The organism is Peribacillus sp. NPDC097895 (genome assembly GCF_050277555.1).
Classification (GTDB): domain Bacteria; phylum Bacillota; class Bacilli; order Bacillales; family DSM-1321; genus Peribacillus.
Genome location: NZ_JBNNSH010000002.1, coordinates 471,339 through 492,291, shown reverse-complemented (window position 1 = coordinate 492,291; position 20,953 = coordinate 471,339). Strand labels below are relative to the sequence as shown.

The window sequence follows — 20,953 nt, the reverse complement described above, 5'->3', positions numbered from 1 at the left end:
CAAACTCTACTATTTGCCGATAAGGCATTTTTTTTTGCGAATTAAAAGGGATTCATAGCGGTACAAACGAATGTATTGGTTGAGGAGGAGATATATGCTAACTGCGATAAAGAAAGATGGGACTTGGATCACCTTACCTGAAAAGATGCCTGCAAACGTGCTTGCAAAATGGAGAAAGTCAGGGGATTATTACTGCCCATGTTGCAAGACGGAAATGTCCATCAAAGCCGGAAATGTCAGAATCCCGCATTTCGCCCATAAAAGTAATTCTTCGTGCCGTGCTTCTTCAGAACCGGAATCCGCTTATCATTTAATGGGAAAAAGAAAATTGTATCAGTGGTTTTTATCACACGATTATCAAGTCGATTTAGAGGCTTACCTGCCCCAAATAAAGAAAAGGGCAGATATCTTAGCTACGATAGGAGGTTATCGGTTTGCGATAGAATTTCAATGCTCAGTTATCCCGGAGAATGAATTCATTGAACGGACAAGAGCCTATCAAAGCGTTGGCATCAAGCCGATTTGGATCCTTGCTGCAAAAAGCTTAAAAAGGAAAAATATGCATGAATTCCGTCTATCCGGCTTTCAGTGGCTCTTTGTCACCGGCAGTTGCCATCATCCGTTTCTTTGGATGTATTGTCCAGAAACTGATCGATTATCCGTTTTGAAGAACCTCACACCTTTTTCCCCTAGAGTCGTCTTTGCCGAATTGACATCCGCTTCTTTAAAGCTTCTCACCCCTAACCGATTAACCCCCAAAAAAAGCTCCCGTTTCCCTTTTCTGCCTCTTTGGAGATATAAGCGAAAGGTTTGGTGCCTCCACCGTGTGAAAGCTGCACGTAGAAGCGACCCTTTTTTTAAAGGGCTTTATTTACATCATATTACACCGGCGACAATACCCATTGAAATAGGGGTACCAGTCAGAGGGATGCTTTTAATCGAGACTCCCGCGATAGAATGGCAGGCATGGTTTTACATGGATGTGTTTCGAGAGAAAAAACCTGGGGAAAAGATTTCTATGGATGATATAATCCGGTTTTTTAAGAAGCGGGCAAAAAACGGGGATATAAAGCTCAGAGCGCTGCCATTGCTTCATGAAAAGCCGATGGTGTATCCTGTAGGGCAATATATCCAGCTTTTAGAGGAAATGGGTTACATATTAAAGGCGGAAGAGGAGGTATTTAAAGTTGAAAAACGTTTATCTCTACCCTCCAACAGTGATGAAGGACAAATGATGGAAAGAATTTTTTATAATGAGCATAAGACAACGATAGAAAAGGGGAATATCCGTATAATCAGGGATAACATCTCAGGTTCATCTTGAATTCAGGTGAATTGGCAGGATTATTTTTGTCAATGGAGAAATAGTAATAAGAACGAGGATTTACAAACTAAGAAAGCATGAACGCCGTATGAAGATTGCAGCATTCAATCCGTTTTAACGATGAGTAGCTGACTGGCGAGTTTTCTATGGAATGGAGAGGAATATTTTATGGCACAGGAAACAAAAGTGAATACTTTACCCTCGAGAAGTGAAATTGCTGCTGAAGATACATGGAGACTGGAAGATATCTTCGCGACCGAGGAAGATTGGGAAGCTGCCTTTAAAGCAGTAAAAGAAGATCTCAAGAAAGCGGAGGCGCATAAAGGGACGTTGGGTGAAAGCGCAGAAAAGTTATTTGCGGCCCTGCAACTACAAGATGAAGTATTTGAGAATCTAGGGAAAGTTTATTCTTATTCACATATGCGCAATGACCAAGATACAACCAATTCTTTTTATCAAGGGATGGAAGATCGGGCAAAAGCTTTATACGCCCAGGCAGCAGCGGCGTTTTCTTATATGGTTCCGGAACTGTTGAGTATTGATGAAAGCAAAGTTGAAGGGTTTTTGGAAGAAAAAGAAGAATTGAGTTTATATAAACATTCATTAGAGGAGATTAGTCTTCAGAGGCCCCATATCTTATCTGCTGAGCAGGAAGAATTATTGGCACAAGCATCAGAAGTGCTCGATGCTTCAGGCAATACGTTCGGTATGCTAAACAATGCCGATTTGAAATTCCCTACCATCAAGGATGAAGAGGGAAATGAAGTGGAAATAACTCATGGAAGGTATATCCGTTTTCTTGAAAGTGAAGATCGCCGTGTACGTGAGGACGCTTTTAAAGGGGTATACAGCAAGTATGGAGAGTTCCGCAATACATTTGCCTCAACGCTGTCAGGTGAGGTGAAGAATCATAATTTCAATGCGACAGTTCGTAAGTATGATTCAGCACGCCAAGCTGCTCTAAGTAACAATAACATTCCTGAGAGCGTATACGATAATCTCGTTAAAACGGTTAATGACAATTTGCCGTTACTGCACCGTTATCTTGAATTACGTAAGAAAGTACTCGAACTAGATGAACTTCATATGTATGATTTATTCACTCCGCTTGTAAAGGAAGTGAAGATGGAAGTAACATATGAAGAGGCGAAAGATTATGTTCTTAAGGGTCTTGCTCCGCTCGGGGAGGACTATTTGAATGTTTTAAAAGAAGGATTTGAAAATCGTTGGGTCGATGTACATGAAAACAAAGGGAAACGAAGCGGTGCCTATTCTTCAGGTACATACGGGACGAATCCTTATATTTTAATGAACTGGCAGAATAACGTCAATAACTTATTCACGCTCGTTCATGAGTTTGGGCATTCAGTCCATAGCTACTATACACGTAAATATCAGCCATACCCATATGGGAATTACTCGATTTTTGTAGCGGAAGTTGCATCGACCTGTAATGAAAACTTATTGAATGATTATTTGTTAAATACGATTGAAGATGAAAAGAAACGGATTTATTTATTGAATCATTATTTAGAAGGTTTCCGCGGAACATTGTTCCGCCAAACGATGTTTGCGGAATTTGAGCATACCATTCATTTAAAAGCACAAAGTGGGGAAGCCTTGACAGCTGATATGCTTACGAAGGAATATTATGAGCTGAATAAAAAATACTTTGGCGAAAATGTGACCATTGATGAGGAAATCGGATTGGAATGGGCTCGTATTCCACATTTCTACTATAATTACTACGTTTATCAATATGCGACTGGAATCAGTGCAGCTACAGCATTAAGTAAGCAAATCCTTGAAGAAGGAGAGCCTGCTGTCAAAAGGTATCTGGAGTTCTTGAAATCAGGAAGTTCCGATTATCCGATTGAAGTACTCAAAAAGGCTGGCGTCGATATGACAAAAGCAGAGCCTGTACAAGAAGCAATGAATGTATTCGAGGAAAAATTAAATGAGTTGGAAGAACTTTTGAATAAATAGGATGTGAAAGGGACCCGAAAAGTTTCGGGTCCTTTTTTGGGGAGGTCCTCTATAATCCTTTAAAGCGATTTCTTTGATTTAAACTGTTAAGAATAATGAAGAAAACGAAAAATAAAATGGGTGAGGTAAAGTAAAGGGGAATGAGTTGCATGATTCCGAGTAGCTGGACGAATAGCGACCCTAACAAGAGTATGAGTAATATAATGGCTTTCAATTTGGTCACCTCCAACCTGATAAGTGATAATAGATAAAAGCTTCTTTATTAGATTTTATGTGCTAGAATAAGCAGTATTCTAAGAATATGACAATAATGTGAAATGACGCACAAAGTTCTTGCAATTAATGTGTGTAATCTGCTATAGTACAGATATAGAAGTTATCACATCCCAAACATATACCCCTTTGTTTGATCGTCGTGAAATTTCTCCCATCCCCTTTGTTCGTATAAATTGATGAAAACCTCAGCAAATTTCGCGATTTGCCGAGGTTTTTTTCATTGGATGATAGGCAAACGGTATAAAATGAGGCTGAATAAGCAAGAGAAGAAAAAATATGTAGATGATCAATTGAATAGAATTGTGATAGTTTTCACAAATTAACATAACCATTCTTTACCGAAAATCATCTAGAGCCAAATCGAAAAGTAATCGGGTTTGCTAGTATTGACAAGGTAAATGCAAGATTTAAAAATTATTTTGTGAACAATTTGTGAAAAGTTGCACATATAGTTGAAACATAAAAAGGTTACTGTTATATTATTAATTGTGAAGTGAATCACAAACAAACTTATACCCCTTTGTTTGATCGTGAAAATTTCTCCCTTCCCCTTATTTCATATAAAAAACCATGCAATCGTTTGATTTGCATGGTTTTTCCCTTTTAATATAACAAAAAGTTTAAATAAAAAAGACTGTAGGCATATGAAGTTCTATCTAAATTTATAACAAGGTTGAATAGAATGGGTGTGCGTGACTCCAGAGGGAAAAGCATGTCTAAGGGAGACCCGGCAGGCGTAGGCCGAGGGTGGACAACCGGCGGAAAGCGAGTTTGTCTACAGTTTGAAACCAGTCATTTTCATGACTGGTTCTTTGTATATCTCCAAAACGTCCCGTATTTAGCCGGAATTTTCTCTGCCACCTGTTTTAAAACAAGTTTCTTCATTTCCAACTCGACGTTATTCTTGTTCATATTGTAAACCGTTTCGATTTCCTTAGTGGCCACTAGTTTGAAACAGCTTAAAAACTCTTCTAGGGAGGGTGGTTTTGCAGGGGCGGGAAGACCATTCAGCATATCTTCTAAAATTTGAACATATACCTCGTAAGAATAGACACCGGAAACTTTTATTCCTTCTTCTTCAATATTTTGATTGAAAAAGACAAGGGAAGGTATTTCCGTCACTTCCATTTCATTTGTGATTTTCATGTCACATTGAAAACCCTTGGCTGCACTTGAAGAATTGATGTCATAAAGGAATTCCTCCACATCCAATCCAACCGATTTGGCACACTCGGTCAAGACCTCGATATTGGAAATATCCTTTTTCCCAATGAATACATATTCTTGTAGCTGTCTTAAAAAGCGAATGGCCAATTTACGGCCCTGCAATTCTGCTGCTTTAATTGCGATGGAAGCTGTATATGGAGAAGAGATTGGGTTTTCAGACCAAAGGCTTCCGTCACAGGACATTCCTGAGCGGCTGGCTGTCTTTTCCCAAACTTGAGCAAGGTTTTCATAATTTTTATTTTTCCCCATATTAAGAGAATCGATTTTACCGCTTAAAACATGGCGTAAACTGAATAATTGGCCATATTCTATCTGTAATTTTCGAATAATGGGTTCTAAGCCCCAGCACTCGGGACAAAGCGGATCAATAAAAACATAAATTTCAATTGGCTTTTTTCCTATATCATAGCAATGCTGCGTTTTGATCCAATCTGAAACATTGAAAACTGGTTTATGTGCGCTCAACTGTCTTCTCCTTTCCCGTCCGTACCGGATGAATTGATCATATGTTGTGCCGTCAAATAAAGGCGGTGATAGAAAAATTCCCTAATTTCACCCTCAAGGCCCACTTCGTCCATAGCTTGATACATGCATGATAGCCATGCTTTCGCACGTTCTGGTGTAATTTCAAAAGGTATATGTCGAGCCCGCAACATAGGATGGCCATGTTCTTCAGTATATAAAGAGGGACCACCTAAATATTGAGTCATAAATTGTTTTTGCTTACGGACCGTTTCTGTTAAATCGTCAGGGAATATCGGCTGCAGATCCGGGTGTTGACTAACGTTGGAGTAAAACAAATCAATTAACCTGTGTAATTGCCCTTCTCCAATTAATTCATATGGTGTAGGGTTCCCTTGCATCATGTTGATTACTCCTTTTAAAGAAAGATGGTTGATATTTATTCATATTTTATCAATGACGTACTGATATAACAAATATATAGCTTGAAGAAAATTTTACATCTGTAGTATGACACAGGGGAATGGTCTACAAAGGCCGCTTTTTTGGGGGGGCGATGCTTTTTTCCTGTTGGGTCGTGAAAAATAAATGAAAAAACTGACCCATCTAAAATAACAGGGTCAGCTTTCGTTAGCTTGAAAATGTGCCATACACTTTTTGAACATAATTCTGTGTTTCTTTAAAGGGGGGAATGCCGTTATATTTGTCTACATTTCCTGGTCCTGCATTATATGCAGCCAGGGCGATTTGGATGTCCCCATCATAACGGGCCATCATTTGACTTAAATATTTACTCCCGCCCATGATGTTTTGTTCTGGATCTGTGAGATCATCCACTCCAAGGCTCCTTGCCGTTGCCGGCATTATCTGCATAAGCCCTGTTGCACCAGCATAACTGGTAGCATTTGGGTCAAAGTTCGATTCTTGTTTAATGACCGACTTGATCAATTTTTCCGGGAGATTATATAAGGTGGCCGCCTTGCTGATGATTTCATCGTAATTTGTGCCGGATTCGCTAGTCTCATGGTTAGTATGGGCAGTGGCTATCGGATTGATGGATGTTAGGTTGCTGGATTGGAGTATGTTCCTCGCTTCCGTTTCCACATTGGTTAATAAGGAACCCAATGTCTGCGATGTACCTTCAAGACTATCACCCGAAACCAGTTCCGACAGCATGTCCTGGAAAATGGAACGGGATGAATGAGTATTTGTGATGTTTCCGTTTGTAAATTGCTGAATGGCCTGCAACTCCATAAATGTTTTGAAATCTTGGATTTTCAAACTCTCCACCTCCGAAAATGGGTTCAAGCAGGATTAGCCCTGGAATTTGGCACGAAAAAACCTCTTAACTTTATTTTCGGTTTCTCTTTCTGGAATTTGAAGGGTTTCAAGGAGAGTCTGGAAAATTTTTTTTCCAGCTTTTGCGTCCGTCACTTCATATTCAAGCTCAAAGTCTTCCTGATTCACATACGAACTATGATCCAAAACAAGTAAACCCATTTCATATGGAAATTCAAACCGGTCCGTCTGTAGGGTCCCAAAACAGGTAAAGTCTTTAGGATTGATTCCGCTTTCGAGGATAAGATGTTGGATCATGCCATCCGGGAAAGTGTTATGATTCAGAAACGCATGAGCGGTTTCTTCAGTGATATCTTGATTCGTTTCCAATAATCCTTCACTCGCAGGCTGCTTTAAAGTCAGCTCGAAATGCCCATTTTTTTCCCTGATCCTAAGGGCAGAGTTCTGATTTTTCAGATGGAATTCCACTGTATCGAAATAATGATTTTTCTGTGATGCAAAGCTCGAGACATCGATTTGAAAATAATCAATCAGTTGACGAAATTCATTTTCGTTTAATAGGTTTTTATATTCTATTTCAATGTGCTGGTCCATGTGTTCCTTCCTTTCTGACGGTTCTCTTAGGTTAATCATATAAGAACCTTACCAGCTGTCAAATCGAATGCAATAATTTTTTACTATTGTACTTGAATATTTAGGAATCAATTGCAGGTTATGATAAAATATAAACGTTGATCACGTGAAGTGATTATTGTTTAAAGAGGATATCATACATAATTTTTATTAGTGAAAGATTTTAGAGGATCAAGAAGTGAGGCAGTGTGTTTTAGGACCGCTGGATAAGGGAGAGCGTTCTGCCCATACCATAGTTGAACAGACGCTTTTTAGATAGATATAGGTGGTGTGGCAATGGAGAATTGGGACGATTTCTTGGCGCCTTATACTCAGGCTGTCGAAGAATTAAAGGTTAAGCTAAAGGGATTAAGGAAACAGTTTGAGAGAGAGAATATTCACTCACCCATCGAATTTGTAACAGGCAGGGTAAAGCCGATTGTCAGCATTTTGGATAAGGCCAGTCAAAAGGATATTCCCATTGATAAATTGGGAACTGAAATTCAGGATATTGCAGGCCTTCGCATGATGTGCCAGTTCGTGGATGATATCAAACAGGTAGTTGAACTTTTACGGGGGCGCAATGACTTCGATATAGTCGAGGAGAGGAATTATATTTCTCATAAGAAAGCAAGCGGCTACCGTTCTTATCACGTTGTCATCCGCTACCCGGTCCAGACAATACATGGCGAAAAAAATATACTTGCTGAAATTCAAATCAGAACACTTGCGATGAATTTTTGGGCAACGATTGAACATTCGTTAAGTTATAAATATAAAGGCATTTTCCCGGAAGATATACAATTGCGGCTGAAACGTGCGGCGGAAGCTGCATTTCTGCTTGATGCAGAAATGTCACAAATCCGTACGGAAATCCAGGAAGCGCAGCGTCTTTTTTCAAGGAAGAAAGACTCTTAAACCCATTAAAGGGTAAACAAGAAGAAATCTAATGGTAAGGGGTGGGATTACATGAAATTTGCGATTACGTCAAAAGGGGATGCGAAATCGAATACTTTAATGCAAAGGATGCGGACGTATCTTCAGGACTTTCAGTTGGAATATGACGAAGATCAGCCTGATATTGTCATTTCGGTTGGTGGTGATGGTACATTATTATATGCATTTCACCGTTATAAGAATCGTTTAGACAAAACGGCCTTTGTTGGTGTACATACGGGTCATCTAGGTTTTTATGCGGATTGGACCCCAGAAGAAATTGAAAAATTGGTCATAGCTTTAGCAAAGACGCCATTTCAAATTGTTGAATATCCACTGCTCGAAACAATCGTCCGATATCAGCATGGAGGACGTGAAACCAGATTTTTGGCATTGAATGAATCAACCGTAAAAAGTGTTGAGGGGACGCTCGTCATGGATGTCGAAATACGCGGTCAACATTTCGAGACGTTCCGAGGAGATGGTTTATGCATTGCGACGCCATCTGGAAGCACGGCTTATAATAAGGCTCTTGGCGGAGCCATCGTCCACCCATCAATCGATGCAATCCAGATCACGGAATTGGCATCCATTAATAACCGGGTGTTCAGGACAGTCGGATCACCACTTTTGCTTCCGGCACATCATACATGTATGTTCCGGCCTGTCAATGCGGTCAATTTCCAAATTACGATTGATCATCTAACCCTTCTTCAAGAAGATGTAAAGTCGATACAGTGCCGTGTGGCAGATGAAAAGATCCGTTTTGCCAGATTCCGCCCGTTCCCTTTCTGGAAAAGGGTACATGATTCATTTATTGCTAACTAAGGAGATAGACTTACCTCATGCCAAATCAAAACTTCTCTTTGACCTGGTCGGTTTTTGAAGAGGATTCCGGCTCTTTATTGCGAGATTTTCTCAGCAAATGCGATATTTCAAAACGTGCATTAACGGATATTAAGTTTAAAGGCGGGCATATCATGGTAAACGACGACATCGTCACTGTCCGGGAACGGATTGAAACGGGCGACATCGTCACTATCATTTTTCCGCCGGAGCAGTCAAGCGAGGGCCTTTTGCCGGAACCCATCCCACTGAATGTCAGGTATGAAGATGAATTTGTATTGGTGGTGGCCAAACCGCCTTCCATGAATACCATTCCTTCCAGGGAACATCCGAACGGCAGTCTTGCTAATGGCTTGGCGGGTTATTATAAGAAGATGGGAATACAGGCAACGATTCATATTGTTACAAGGCTTGATCGCGATACATCAGGTTTGGTTTTAATTGCCAAGCACCGGCATATCCATCACCTTTTAAGTGAACAACAAAAATCAGGACAAGTTAAACGGAGATACCAAGCAATTGCCGAAGGCCTTGTTGAAGGACCAAAGGGAGAGGTAGTTGCGCCAATCGGACGGAAATCGACCAGCATCATTGAGCGGGAAGTTCGGGAGGATGGCCGGTATGCCTGTACTTTATATGAGGTATTGGCACACACTGACACGCTTACCTTTCTCAAGTTGGAACTCCAAACAGGGCGGACCCATCAAATTAGGGTCCATATGGCTCATATTGGGCACCCGCTGGCTGGTGATGATTTATATGGAGGGAACAGGAGAGGAATCCCTCGCCAAGCCCTTCATTGTTTTGAATTGAAGTTTTTACATCCTCTCACGAAGGAAATGATGTTGTTTCAAGAAGAGTTACCTGAAGATATGACCCGATTGCTCGAGAGCAGCAAAGGCTGGGATTCCTGACAATAAAACAAGGCTGCTTAAATCGAAAGAAAGACTATGAATAATCGATAGACGCAAAAAAACTCACCAAGCTGGCGAGTTTTTTTGGTTAATCAAAAGAAGTCCTGAATTTTTCCGCTAAATATGGCATAGTTGATGGCACCTCTTGAATATCCAATTCAGGATAACGGACAGCCGTTAGTTTTCCACCGAAAACGCAGCCAGTGTCAATATTGTATGTATGATTGACTCGTCTTGCTTCAGGGACTGGTGTATGTCCATACACGATCCATGTTTCCCCTTTGTGGGATTGAGCCCAGTCCTTCCTGACCGGAGACCCGTCTGGATGTTTGGAGCCATTGATATCACCGTAAAGGACAAAGGTTTTTACCTTACTGCCATATTGACCAATATAATCACTGCGGATCCCGGCATGGGCAATGATCAAACGACCATCATCAATGAGTTGATAGAGTGGGGAACGCTCATACAGCTCCATGAATTTTTTACGGATCTTCTTCTGCTCGCGAATATTTAGGGATTCATATTCAGCTACTGTAGTCTCTAAACCATGTGAGATTTGAACCTTATTGCCTGAAAAATAGCGATACAGTTTATTGCAATGATTACCCGGGGCATATCTTGCAAGATTTTGGTTAATGACTAATTCATGGACAACCTCGATTACTTGTAGAGAATTTGGACCGCGATCGGTTAAATCTCCTACAAAGCCAAGGATTCTTCCCGAAGGATGGACTGGTATGCCGCTATCCCAGGTATAGCCCATTTTTTCCGTCAACTGTTTGAATTCGGTGAAACATCCATGAATGTCCCCGATGATATCGATGTTCATTTGTCACACCCTTTGTTTGTTTTGTATATGTTTATGGTATTAGTATAGTATTATTTAAAAAAATAAAATATAAACGAGGAAATAAAAAATAAGTTTTATTGGAGGTGTATAGCTATGGAAGAGTTGAAGGAACGGGATAGTAATCAAATGAATTATGAGCTATTACTTGACGCACTTAAAACGGAAAACCTAGATCAGTTCCGCACGGAGTTCCTGGAAATGCATCCATATGATCAGGCTCAATTTTATACAAGCCTGTCGGATGAATTTCGGTCAGTTGTGTACAAATATTTATCTCCGGAAGAAATGGCTGGTCTATTTGAAAACATTGAAATAGATGAAGAGAATTACGAAAGCCTGCTTGCTGAAATGAATCCTTCTTACGTAGCCGATATGCTATCCCATATGTATGCAGATGATGCTGCAGACGTTTTGAATGAGATCAATGATGAGCAAGCCGTTAGCTACTTAACGATCATGGATGATGAAGCAGCCAGTGAAATCCAGGAGCTTTTGAACTATGAGGAATCTACAGCAGGAAGCATAATGACAACAGAGTTCATAGCTATTGAGGCGAACGAAACAGCTCGCTCAGCGATGCAGATTTTAAAGCGTGAAGCACCGCAAGCGGAAACGATTTATTATGTATTTGTTACGGACCAAGATAAGAAACTGCTTGGTGTGTTATCACTCCGGACCTTGATTATCGCAGATGAAGAGGCTTTAATCAGTGAGTTAATGGATGACAGGGTAGTATCCGTTCCTGTATCTGAGGACCAAGAAGAGGTGGCCCGGAAAATAAGGGACTATAACTTCCTCGCAGTACCTGTCGTCGACTTTCAAAATCATTTGTTAGGGATCATTACAGTTGATGATATCATTGATGTCATGGACGAAGAAGCATCCGATGATTATTCTAAATTAGCAGGTATATCAGATCTCGACCACGTTGATAAGGGTCCATTTTCGGCTGCAAAAAAACGCCTGCCATGGTTGGTCATTCTTTTGTTTTTAGGCTTGTTGACTGCGAGTTTGATTGGTCGATTTGAAGAGACACTAAGCCAAAAAGCAATTCTTGCCGTTTTTATTCCATTGATTGGCGGAATGGCTGGAAATACAGGAACACAAGCATTGGCAGTAGCTGTCAGAGGAATCGCAACAGGGGAATTAGAGCAGGAAAGCAAGTGGAAACTGGTCCTTCGAGAGGCTGGAACTGGACTTATTATTGGTCTAACATGTGGAATTGCTATCATTTTTATCGTATATTTTTGGCAAAACGATTTAATGCTTGGATTATTGGTCGGAATTTCGATTTTCATAACGTTAATTGTTGCCACACTCGCCGGATCGCTTGTTCCGCTCCTCATGCATAAAATGAAGATTGACCCAGCCGTAGCTTCTGGTCCTTTCATTACAACCATAAATGACCTTATCAGTATACTGATTTATTTCGGATTGGCCACATTATTCATGGGGTATTTATTATAAGCGAAGTATGCCTTTGTAAGAATGATATTCCAAGGAGTTCAGAAAACGGTGTTTTTATAAAAGGAAATTTGATATACTGTCTTTAGTAGCAGGTACTAATAACTTGTATTAAAAATAGGAGGTCACATACGATGACTTTTTCATTAGAAGGAAAAACGTTTGTCATAATGGGTGTAGCGAATAAAAGAAGTATTGCTTGGGGAGTTGCCCGTTCCTTACATAAAGCAGGTGCAAAGCTGATATTCACGTATGGAAAAGATCGTACAGAAAAAAGCGTGAGAGAACTATCTTCCACATTGGAAGGAGAACCTTCCATCATTTTACAATGTGATGTGACGAAGGACGAAGCTATCGAGAAGTGCTTTGCCACAATTAAGGAAAAGGTGGAAGTCATCCATGGTGTCGCACATTGTGTGGCTTTCGCTAACAAGGAAGAACTTGACGGTGATTTCGTCAACACGAGTCGTGAAGGGTTCTTGCTTGCCCATAACATCAGTTCTTTCTCTTTAACGGCTGTAGCTAAAGCGGCAAAAGAAATCATGCCATACGGTGGCAGCATCATCACGATGACCTATCTTGGCGGTGAACGAGTCATGCCAAATTATAATGTAATGGGAGTGGCTAAGGCTTCACTTGAAGCCAATGTTCGTTATCTATCAAGTGATCTTGGTAAAGATAACATTCGAGTGAATGCAATTTCAGCCGGCCCGATACGTACGTTATCGGCTAAAGGAGTCCGTGATTTCAATACAATCTTGAAGAAGATTGAGGAAGAGGCGCCACTTCGTCGTACGACGACTCCTGAAGAAGTAGGGGATACGGCAGTATTCTTATTAAGCGACATGTCCCGCGGGATTACCGGGGAAAATATCCATGTGGATTCTGGTTATCATGTAATTGGATGACTATAAAAGAAGGGGGCCGTTATCGGTCCCCTTTTTTTATTGATTTTCCCCTGTTGTCATTCTGGCCATCAAGATGGTGTCTTGATGTTCTGCATCCCTCAAATGGATTGGAGTATGTCATCTTCCAAAGAGCCTCCTTTCGCTCTGTTATTCTGATTGGTGGTTTTTAAAAGTAACCACCAAATCAATATCTTCCCAAAGAAGCAGAACGGAAATCCACCCATCCCTCTTTGCTCCATTAATCCCCAACATATAAGAGCTTGGATGACGCCCTTATGTTTATAGCGGGACCACATCTCCAGCATAAAAAAAGTTGAATTTCATATAAATGATGCATAGAGCAGATATTCATTGTTTGGTGAGAATCAGCATAAACCTGCTTTCAACCTTATTTTGGGCCAATGAAAAAGGAGGAGGGCATCATGGACGTGAAGAAAATCAATCTGCCTTGTGCTGTTGGAAAACAAACCGTACACGATACGCTGAAGAGAAATTTGAAGTTGAATGAAAAAAGTATCACCACGTCATATAGTGCCGAGGAATTGGTGGAGCTATTGTCCCGACTTCCAGCCTTTGCACCTAAGCCTGTTTGTAAATTCATCATCAATGGTCGTACACTGTTTGGAAAATTGGAACAAAAAAAAAAATCCAGTCTGTATATAAGACATAAATTTGGAAAAAAGGTTGTTCAATACAATATCGAACAGCTGCAGTCTGTGGATATTCTTAAATATTAAGGGGGATTTTCATGTCAGAGAATAATGGCGATAAGGAGTCCAAACCAATCTTATATGTGGATCAGGCAAAAATATCCGATATGCGAGGGAATATGCAAACTGATTTCCGAACGAAAAAAGTCAAATCTCAAAATACGGCAGAGCCCGAACTTGAGGAAGTAAAGGATAATGAAGCGGAGCATAAAGAAGAAAAAATTGAAGAAGTTAAACGTGAATTTGGTGTATATGATGCGATGAAGGAAATTGAATCAGAGATGAGTGCAATTAGGGGAATTACCAATCAATATGTTCCTGAACAAACCCCTGTTGAACAAATCGAGCATCCTGAACAAATAGAAAAGGAAATCGAAAAGCCAGTCAAGAAAAGAAGGAAGAAGGTGGAGAAAAAAGAATCTTCCCGCGAAATCATTTCCCGATTATCCAATCATCAAGGTTATCCAAAGCCATTATGTGAGGCGACTATTAACGGAGAAACACTTAAGTTTCATGTGTTGGGAATGAAGGGGGAATCAGTGAAAATAAAAAGAGGAAACCATATTCGCTTCGTCGGTCTCCAGGATATTATCGATGCCAAAATAATTGAAGAATCCAAATGAAGGAGTAATCTTGAATGTTTCTTCCACAAAATGAGTTCACCTTGTTTCTAATATTGGGCTTGGCCTCTTTTAGGCTGACACGTTTAATCGTTTTCGATAAAATCATGGAGCCGCTACGCCGCCCTTTTTTTAACGAGATAGAGGAAAAGAATGAAGCAGGAGATGTGGAAATATATTTATTGCCCAAAGAAAGGGGCCTGCTTGGCTGGGGCGGACAATTGCTTAGCTGTTTTTGGTGTGTGGGTGTCTGGGTCAGTCTTTTTCTGGTTTTCCTTTATCTAAATCGTTGGTTTTTGGGGGATGTCCTGATTTTAATCCTTGCCGTAGCAGCTGTAGGAGCGATCATTGAGGTGACAATTAGCAAAATTATGGGCGTATGATTGGAAACAACTTGTCTCTTCATTCATATAATATGTTAGAGACAGTAAAGGAGGAGTCATACATTGTATAATAAACAGAATCCATGGGCTTATGCCAAACCGATGAAAAAAGATCAGCCGGTCAAAATCAAGAAAGACTGTGGCTGTAACAATAATAATAATAATAATAATAATAATTATAACAATAATTATAACAATAATTATAATAATAATAATAGAGGCTATTGAGTAAAAAAAGAACCTTTCCAATTAGGAAAGGTTCTTTTATTTCCTAATCCTACCATTCATAAAAAACCGGTTAATCAAGAAAATAATACTAGAACGATAAATTAGGATGTGATTCTATGTTCAGACAAGGAAGATATTTTTATGGCAGCTTGATTTTTTTTGTGGTTGCTTTGTGTTTACTAACTGCCTGTAGCAGTCAGGAGGACGGAAAAACAGAGAATTTAGCGTTGATTAAACGTACGAATCCTGAACCTATGGATATCATTAATGGGATGGATCATGAAGATGAAAAAGGTCTGATTTCAAAGGTCAAGGAAGCAGTTGCTAATGAAGATACCATTTATGACGTGATTGTGGTGAAAAATGGAAAAAAAATTATCGTCGCTTATAAAGTTAAGCACTTACAACGTTTTCATATGAAGAAAATTGAAAAGACTGTGACAGGAAATCTTGAAGAAAAGTTTCCTAAGTATGAATTTATCGTATCGAGCGACTATAAAATCTTTTTGGAATCTGTAAGATTGAACGAATTGCTCAAGAAAAAAGATGTTCCCGAGAAAAAGGCAAGAGAGAAGTTCAAGGAAATTGAAGGACTACAAAAAGAGTTAATTTAGAAAGAGAGGTTCTGCACTATGAGTGGCAAGGAGAAAACGACACCCCAGCAGGATGCTTATCAACAGCTCCAAGGGAAGCATGAAATCAAAAGACCCATAGTGAAAAATTGTTTGAAAGCCTTTTTAGTAGGTGGGATTTTTTGCATAGTGGGACAAGCCATTTCTTACTTCTATATTTATTTTTTTAACTTTACGGAACAGACAGCTGGAGGTCCAACAACTGCAACCATGGTATTTCTGGCCCTTTTAATGACCGGTTTCGGGTTTTACGACCGCATTGGCCAGTTTGGTGGGGCAGGGAGTGCCGTCCCTGTTACAGGCTTCGGTAACGCAGTCATATCAGCTGCTATCGAGCACCGGACGGAAGGATTTGTCCTTGGGGTTGGATCCAATATGTTTAAATTGGCCGGATCGGTGATTTTATTTGGAGTTTTTTCAGCCTTTGTCGTGGCGCTGATTAAAACGATTTATCTCATGATTGGAGGCTAAGCGATGTTAAAGGGAAAACAAACATGGATGTTCGCCAATAAACCGGTCATTTTGGAGACAGGGGTAACAGGTGGTCCATTTGAGGCAAATGGAGAAATCGCGGGTGATTTCGATATCCTGTACGACGATTTGTGGATGGGGCAGGATTCATATGAGAAGGCCCATCGTCATTTGATGGAGAAAGCGGTGGAGCTTGCATTGAAGAAAGGTGAGATCGACAAGGAGCAGGTACAATTTTTCTTGGCGGGTGATTTAATCAATCAGATTACACCAACAAGTTTAGCAGCTAGAACCAACGGCATTCCGTATTTCGGTTTGTTTGGAGCCTGTTCCACTTCAATGGAAGGGCTCGCTCTAGCTGCCTTCATCACCAATTATGGTGGGGCGAACTATGTGTTGACAGGCGCCTCGAGCCATAATGCGGCTGTTGAAAAACAATTCCGCTATCCAACTGAATATGGAGGACAAAAACCTCCTACAGCTCAATGGACCATAACGGGTGCAGGAGTGGCGCTTGTTGCTCCAAATGGAAGCAAGCAAGGGGAATTTCCCCAAATTGTTTCAGCCACTATCGGCAAGGTCATTGACATGGGGTTGAAAGATCCCTTCAATATGGGGGGAGCGATGGCTCCGGCAGCCGTCGATACGATTCTTGCACATTTCAATGATACGGGAATGACCCCGGATGATTATGATTTGATCATTACTGGTGATTTAGGACAAATAGGCAGGGAAACAGCCATGGACTTATTAAAGCAAAAGGGCCAAGATATCAATCAGGAAAAATTCAAAGATTGCGGCTTGATGATCTTTAAGAAAGACCAGCCTGTTTTGGCAGGCGGAAGTGGCGCTGGATGTTCAGCAGTGGTTTTATATGGCCATATCCTTAATGAAATGATTCAGGGTAAATATAAAAAAATTCTGCTTGTTGCAACAGGAGCATTATTGTCACCACTATCCGTCCAACAAAAAGATACGATACCATGCATTGCCCATGCGGTGGCCATAGAGTATGGGATGAATTCATGAAAAAGGAGAGATTTGGATGTTAGCAATGTTTTTTTGGGCCTTTGTCATCGGTGGCTTGATTTGCGTAGTCGGCCAGCTTCTATTCGATGTTGCTAAGCTGACACCAGCACATACGTTAAGCTTGTTCGTTGTAATTGGAGCGGTTCTTGGCGGGTTTGATCTATATGAACCACTTGTCGACTTTGCAGGTGCAGGAGCAACCATACCAATCGTTTCATTTGGGAACTCGCTAGTGAACGGGGCAATGATGGAATCGGAAAAACATGGTCTTGTTGGAGTACTGACAGGTATGTTCGAAATTACGAGTTCCGGTATCTCTGCAGCTATCATCTTTGGATTTATCGGGGCTTTAGTTTTCAGACCAAAAGGATAAGATCAACGGAAATAGGCAGCCTGGACTAGGACATGGCCTATACATATTTGTCCAGACCTACATATGTTATCAGTAAGCTATAGCGAGAGCGAGGTGATTTTATGTTTGGTTTTGGTGGCTACGGTTGTTGTGGCGGCGGTTATGGCTATGGCGGCGGCTATGGCGGAGGAGGCTCTACTTTCGCGATAATCGTTGTGTTGTTTATCCTATTAATCATTGTAGGGGCTTCTTTCTGCTAAAATAAAAGGAATAGGCGGAAGAGGCCTATTCCTTTTATTTTTATTTATAAGGGCCTAGCACCATTTTTCTGATCATGCCATAGGATAGGTACAGAAAAGGGAGGGGCTTAGGTATGGATAATAACTTTTTTAAAAACATAGAAGGTAAAACGGGCGTAAATATGAAGGATGTATTAGAATTGGCAAATTCTCTACAAGGAGCCAATTTCAAGGATGAAACGACTGTTAGAAACGTTATAAAGCGTGTTTCAAAAATAGCTAATAAACCGGTCAATAAGGAAACGGAAGATAAAATCGTCCATTCCATCGTGGCTGAAGGAAATAAACTGGATTTCGGTACGATTTCCAATATGATCAATAAAAAATGATAAACAAAGGGGCCTGCTATTATGCAGGCCTTTCCTATTTGCAGGGAAACTTCATTCAATCTTGGTCAAAGCTTCAAGAAGCGAGATGGATGGGCGGTTCGTCCACGTCTCGTTTGCAAGATCGAAAGGTAAAGATCCTGTTTTGCCCGGGTTGCTGCTACATAGAGCAATCGTCTTTCCTCTTCAAGAGGGGCAAGTTCCCCTTTTCGGTATGATTCTAGTGCGAAATCATGAGGAATGCTGCCGTCGACAGCAGCAAGAACATAAACGGTTTGATACTCAAGCCCTTTGGAACGGTGTATGGTTGTAAGCTGTATCGCATCCTTAAAATGTTTAGACAGCTGTTTTATCTCTTGGACCATGGCAGTCATATGGTCGACATGTTCAAGGAAAGCAGCGACTGTAGGAAAACGATTTGCTGCCACCTTTAGGTCGCGGATGTCATCGGAACCTTTTTCAAGGTTCGCTTCATTTCCGCGTTTTTTTACATATTCCTGGTATCCTAAATCTTTCTCGATGATTTCTAAAGCTACGAGCGGCGACATAATTTTTAATGAGCGGATCAGCCCTGGGATCGTTTTTAATTTTCGTTCTTGAAAAGCATGTCCCGTCTTAACAAAAGCAAATGCATCAATAAAATCACAGTCCTGGAGGATTGTCTGCGCTTTTAACTCCTGTAATATACTTTGTTTTAAAAATAAGGCGGAAAGGACATCGGATGCTGCCTTGCTATCATGGGGAAATAAACTCAAGCGCATAAAGGCGAGCATGCCGCGAATGACCCTGCGCTGATAAAACGAATCCGCATCTTTTTCAATGACAAATGGCAGGTTGGAAGCGGCTAACCTTTCAAAGATGGCCCGCGACATCGTGTGTGTCCTGTACAAAACTGCGAAGTCCCCAGGGTTCGCTCCTTTGGATATTTTTTCTTGGATATCAGATACGATCATCGTTGCTTCCAATTCCTCATCATAAGGATAAAACAATACAGGAGGATTCCCAGAATCATGCTGTGCCCGCATCTTTTTCTCCATCCGGTTCTGGTTGCGCTTGATCAAGCGGTTCGCAGTTGCGACGATTTCATGAGAAGAGCGGTAATTTTCGGTTAGCTTTACAACTTGTGATCGAGGAAAATCATGATTGAAATTCAAAATATACTTTGGATCGCTTCCCCGGAAGGAATAGATGGATTGGTCATCATCTCCAACCGCACAAACATTTTTTGATTCAGCAGAGAGGAGTTTTATCAATTCATATTGAACTTTATTGATATCCTGAAACTCATCAACCAAAAAATATTGAAACCTTTGCTGATATTTCTTTAAAAATTCCGGGTGGTTTTTTAAAAATACATAACAGCCGACAAGCATATCATCAAAATCATATTTTCCTGTTTGTAGTTTATACTCTTCATATTTCTTATATAAAAATAAACAGGATTTCTCCCACTCGTCAATCGGTTGAATATCTTCAGGAAAAGCCAATGAGTTTTTCCAAAGTCCAATTTGTTGAAGTGCTTGATCATATGCAAATTCCTTATCATCAAGTTCCAATTCCCTGCCAGCCTGTTTCAATACCTTTTCTTTTTCCCACTCCCACTTCAATAGGAAATCGCGCTGCCATTTGGATGGTTCGTGAAAAATCAGGATTTTATAAAAGATGCTATGAAAGGTCCCGCTAACAATTTGAGAAACAAGGGAAGGAGTCATATAGGGATAGCCGAGCAGACGCTGCTGCATTTCCTTTGCAGATTTCGCCGTAAAGGTTACAAGCATGATACTTTTTGGGTCAATCTTTTTCACTGTGAGCATATAGGCCGTACGGACCGTCAATACTCGGGTTTTGCCGCTGCCGGCTCCTGAAAGGACGAGAATTGGTCCATCGATCGTCATTACCGCTCTTAGTTGCTCTGCATCGAGAACAACTCCGGATGAAGATAATTCCTGAAAGTATGGTTCCTCTAATTGTGCCTGGGCATGATGTTTATCTGAATATTTCGGATTGCCGGTTATGGGCCGGCTTTTTAGGAAAGGTTCCGTAATGGTTTTTGTTTCCGTAATGGTTCGTGATGTAGGAATCCTAAACCCATTCTGTTCCTTATATTCTAATGGCTTGTCCTCAATTATTGGTGCGGAATTTGGCATTTCACAGGGCGCCTGCGATGGGTCACTATGATAAAAATAAGGTGTCTCATGGATTCCAATAAAAAATTTCACTGGTTTATGACAAATGATACAAGAAAGCTGATCACGTTTTCCTTTTTCAAAAAGTGTCTGCAGCTCACCAGCTGAAACGGTATGTAAATGTACGATTTCATTGCCAGATTTTGCTTGATTCATATAAATGGATACCTCTAATCTATTAAAAATATCGGCAATACTCATCATACCAGAAGATTAAGAAAAAAGAATGTGGAAATCATGTTTAATTATTGTTCCCAGAAGGGTAATTAAATGACAACGTGACCATTTAAATAAAGGAGGGATTACGATGGGATACATAGCACCTGTCGCACAATTTGATTATATTCAATATGCCAACCGGACGGTCGAAGCTGCAGAGAAAGTAAGAATTGTTAATGGGACGACACCCATTCAGCCTATCCGTTTTGATCAGGTGTTGGAAGAAGAAAGGGGAGGCATTGAAGAATTTAAGCAAGTTCAATATCATAATCGGGAAAGAACGGATGGAGATGGCACCTATAAAATTCAAATCGGCAGGAAAGTTAACGAAGAAATAACGGCTGAAATGACTGGAAAAGGTAGGTACTTCAACAAAATTGTGTAGTGTTGC

24 protein-coding genes are annotated in these 20,953 nt (G+C 40.5%); 18 read left to right on the top strand and 6 right to left on the bottom strand.

Annotated features, from left to right (window positions below; genetic code table 11):
- Positions 1-94 precede the first annotated feature (94 nt).
- Complete coding sequence (locus tag ACQKMH_RS13730; protein ID WP_427588046.1) at positions 95-1,324, top strand: competence protein CoiA; 1,230 nt, start codon at positions 95-97, stop codon at positions 1,322-1,324.
- Between the two features lie 168 nt (positions 1,325-1,492).
- Positions 1,493-3,310 (top strand): oligoendopeptidase F, encoded by a 1,818-nt coding sequence (gene pepF / locus ACQKMH_RS13725; RefSeq protein ID WP_427588045.1) that lies wholly within the window; start codon positions 1,493-1,495, stop codon positions 3,308-3,310.
- A 1,074-nt stretch (positions 3,311-4,384) separates the two neighbouring features.
- Here pepF and ACQKMH_RS13720 read toward each other — a convergent pair.
- The 4 genes from ACQKMH_RS13720 to ACQKMH_RS13705 all read right to left on the bottom strand — a co-directional run bounded on the left by ACQKMH_RS13720 (position 4,385) and on the right by ACQKMH_RS13705 (position 7,168).
- Positions 4,385-5,278 carry a ClpXP adapter SpxH family protein gene (locus ACQKMH_RS13720; RefSeq protein ID WP_427588043.1) on the bottom strand — a complete coding sequence of 298 codons (894 nt, stop codon included), beginning with the start codon at positions 5,276-5,278 and terminating at the stop codon, positions 4,385-4,387.
- On the bottom strand, positions 5,275-5,679 hold the full coding sequence (locus ACQKMH_RS13715; protein WP_427588041.1) for a globin: 405 nt from the start codon (positions 5,677-5,679) through the stop codon (positions 5,275-5,277). The genes ACQKMH_RS13720 and ACQKMH_RS13715 overlap by 4 nt, the downstream gene beginning before the upstream one ends.
- A 226-nt stretch (positions 5,680-5,905) precedes the next feature.
- Positions 5,906-6,565 carry a lytic transglycosylase domain-containing protein gene (locus tag ACQKMH_RS13710; RefSeq protein WP_427588510.1) on the bottom strand — a complete coding sequence of 220 codons (660 nt, stop codon included), beginning with the start codon at positions 6,563-6,565 and terminating at the stop codon, positions 5,906-5,908.
- Between the two features lie 24 nt (positions 6,566-6,589).
- A complete protein-coding gene (locus ACQKMH_RS13705) occupies positions 6,590-7,168 on the bottom strand; it encodes a CYTH domain-containing protein (protein ID WP_427588040.1) in 579 nt (192 codons plus the stop codon).
- A 315-nt stretch (positions 7,169-7,483) separates the two neighbouring features.
- On the opposite strand from ACQKMH_RS13705, the gene ACQKMH_RS13700 reads away from it, so the two are divergent.
- Genes ACQKMH_RS13700 through ACQKMH_RS13690 form a run of 3 tightly spaced genes read left to right on the top strand, consistent with a single transcriptional unit; the run spans position 7,484 to position 9,882 of the window.
- The gene (locus ACQKMH_RS13700; protein WP_427588039.1) at positions 7,484-8,104 is read left to right on the top strand and encodes a GTP pyrophosphokinase; all 621 of its coding nucleotides are present in this window, start codon (positions 7,484-7,486) and stop codon (positions 8,102-8,104) included.
- A gap of 51 nt (positions 8,105-8,155) precedes the next feature.
- Entirely contained in the window at positions 8,156-8,950 is a 795-nt protein-coding gene (locus ACQKMH_RS13695) for an NAD kinase (RefSeq protein ID WP_230157844.1), read from the top strand.
- Between the two features lie 17 nt (positions 8,951-8,967).
- Complete coding sequence (locus ACQKMH_RS13690) at positions 8,968-9,882, top strand: RluA family pseudouridine synthase (RefSeq protein ID WP_427588037.1); 915 nt, start codon at positions 8,968-8,970, stop codon at positions 9,880-9,882.
- A gap of 88 nt (positions 9,883-9,970) precedes the next feature.
- Here the strand turns inward: ACQKMH_RS13690 and prpE are convergent, their stop codons facing one another.
- Positions 9,971-10,714 carry a bis(5'-nucleosyl)-tetraphosphatase PrpE gene (gene prpE, locus ACQKMH_RS13685; protein ID WP_427588036.1) on the bottom strand — a complete coding sequence of 248 codons (744 nt, stop codon included), beginning with the start codon at positions 10,712-10,714 and terminating at the stop codon, positions 9,971-9,973.
- Positions 10,715-10,828: 114 nt separating this feature from the next.
- On the opposite strand from prpE, the gene mgtE reads away from it, so the two are divergent.
- The 12 genes from mgtE (at position 10,829) to ACQKMH_RS13625 (ending at position 18,160) form a co-directional block, all read left to right on the top strand.
- Positions 10,829-12,202, top strand: a complete 1,374-nt coding sequence (gene mgtE, locus ACQKMH_RS13680) for a magnesium transporter (protein WP_230157834.1) — start codon at positions 10,829-10,831, stop codon at positions 12,200-12,202.
- A 131-nt stretch (positions 12,203-12,333) separates the two neighbouring features.
- The gene (gene fabI, locus ACQKMH_RS13675) at positions 12,334-13,107 is read left to right on the top strand and encodes an enoyl-ACP reductase FabI (RefSeq protein WP_427588035.1); all 774 of its coding nucleotides are present in this window, start codon (positions 12,334-12,336) and stop codon (positions 13,105-13,107) included.
- Positions 13,108-13,529: 422 nt separating this feature from the next.
- Positions 13,530-13,844 carry a hypothetical protein gene (locus tag ACQKMH_RS13670; protein WP_427588033.1) on the top strand — a complete coding sequence of 105 codons (315 nt, stop codon included), beginning with the start codon at positions 13,530-13,532 and terminating at the stop codon, positions 13,842-13,844.
- Between the two features lie 11 nt (positions 13,845-13,855).
- A complete protein-coding gene (locus tag ACQKMH_RS13665) occupies positions 13,856-14,440 on the top strand; it encodes a hypothetical protein (protein ID WP_427588031.1) in 585 nt (194 codons plus the stop codon).
- A gap of 14 nt (positions 14,441-14,454) precedes the next feature.
- Positions 14,455-14,820: a DUF1360 domain-containing protein gene (locus ACQKMH_RS13660; RefSeq protein ID WP_427588030.1), complete on the top strand. Its 366-nt coding sequence runs from the start codon at positions 14,455-14,457 to the stop codon at positions 14,818-14,820.
- A gap of 63 nt (positions 14,821-14,883) precedes the next feature.
- Positions 14,884-15,048 carry a hypothetical protein gene (locus ACQKMH_RS13655; RefSeq protein WP_427588029.1) on the top strand — a complete coding sequence of 55 codons (165 nt, stop codon included), beginning with the start codon at positions 14,884-14,886 and terminating at the stop codon, positions 15,046-15,048.
- A gap of 116 nt (positions 15,049-15,164) precedes the next feature.
- Entirely contained in the window at positions 15,165-15,662 is a 498-nt protein-coding gene (locus ACQKMH_RS13650; RefSeq protein WP_427588027.1) for a sporulation protein, read from the top strand.
- Between the two features lie 18 nt (positions 15,663-15,680).
- On the top strand, positions 15,681-16,151 hold the full coding sequence (gene spoVAC / locus ACQKMH_RS13645; protein ID WP_230157825.1) for a stage V sporulation protein AC: 471 nt from the start codon (positions 15,681-15,683) through the stop codon (positions 16,149-16,151).
- Positions 16,152-16,154: 3 nt separating this feature from the next.
- A complete protein-coding gene (gene spoVAD / locus ACQKMH_RS13640; protein WP_427588025.1) occupies positions 16,155-17,180 on the top strand; it encodes a stage V sporulation protein AD in 1,026 nt (341 codons plus the stop codon).
- Positions 17,181-17,196: 16 nt separating this feature from the next.
- A complete protein-coding gene (gene spoVAE, locus ACQKMH_RS13635; RefSeq protein WP_057278904.1) occupies positions 17,197-17,553 on the top strand; it encodes a stage V sporulation protein AE in 357 nt (118 codons plus the stop codon).
- Between the two features lie 101 nt (positions 17,554-17,654).
- Entirely contained in the window at positions 17,655-17,792 is a 138-nt protein-coding gene (locus tag ACQKMH_RS13630; protein WP_427588023.1) for a YjcZ family sporulation protein, read from the top strand.
- A gap of 113 nt (positions 17,793-17,905) precedes the next feature.
- Entirely contained in the window at positions 17,906-18,160 is a 255-nt protein-coding gene (locus ACQKMH_RS13625) for a stage VI sporulation protein F (RefSeq protein ID WP_034314458.1), read from the top strand.
- Positions 18,161-18,225: 65 nt separating this feature from the next.
- Here the strand turns inward: ACQKMH_RS13625 and ACQKMH_RS13620 are convergent, their stop codons facing one another.
- Positions 18,226-20,499 carry an ATP-dependent helicase gene (locus ACQKMH_RS13620; protein WP_427588021.1) on the bottom strand — a complete coding sequence of 758 codons (2,274 nt, stop codon included), beginning with the start codon at positions 20,497-20,499 and terminating at the stop codon, positions 18,226-18,228.
- 151 nt (positions 20,500-20,650) lie between these two features.
- Here ACQKMH_RS13620 and ACQKMH_RS13615 point away from each other — a divergent pair, with 151 nt between their 5' ends.
- The gene (locus tag ACQKMH_RS13615) at positions 20,651-20,947 is read left to right on the top strand and encodes a hypothetical protein (protein WP_427588020.1); all 297 of its coding nucleotides are present in this window, start codon (positions 20,651-20,653) and stop codon (positions 20,945-20,947) included.
- Positions 20,948-20,953 lie beyond the last annotated feature (6 nt).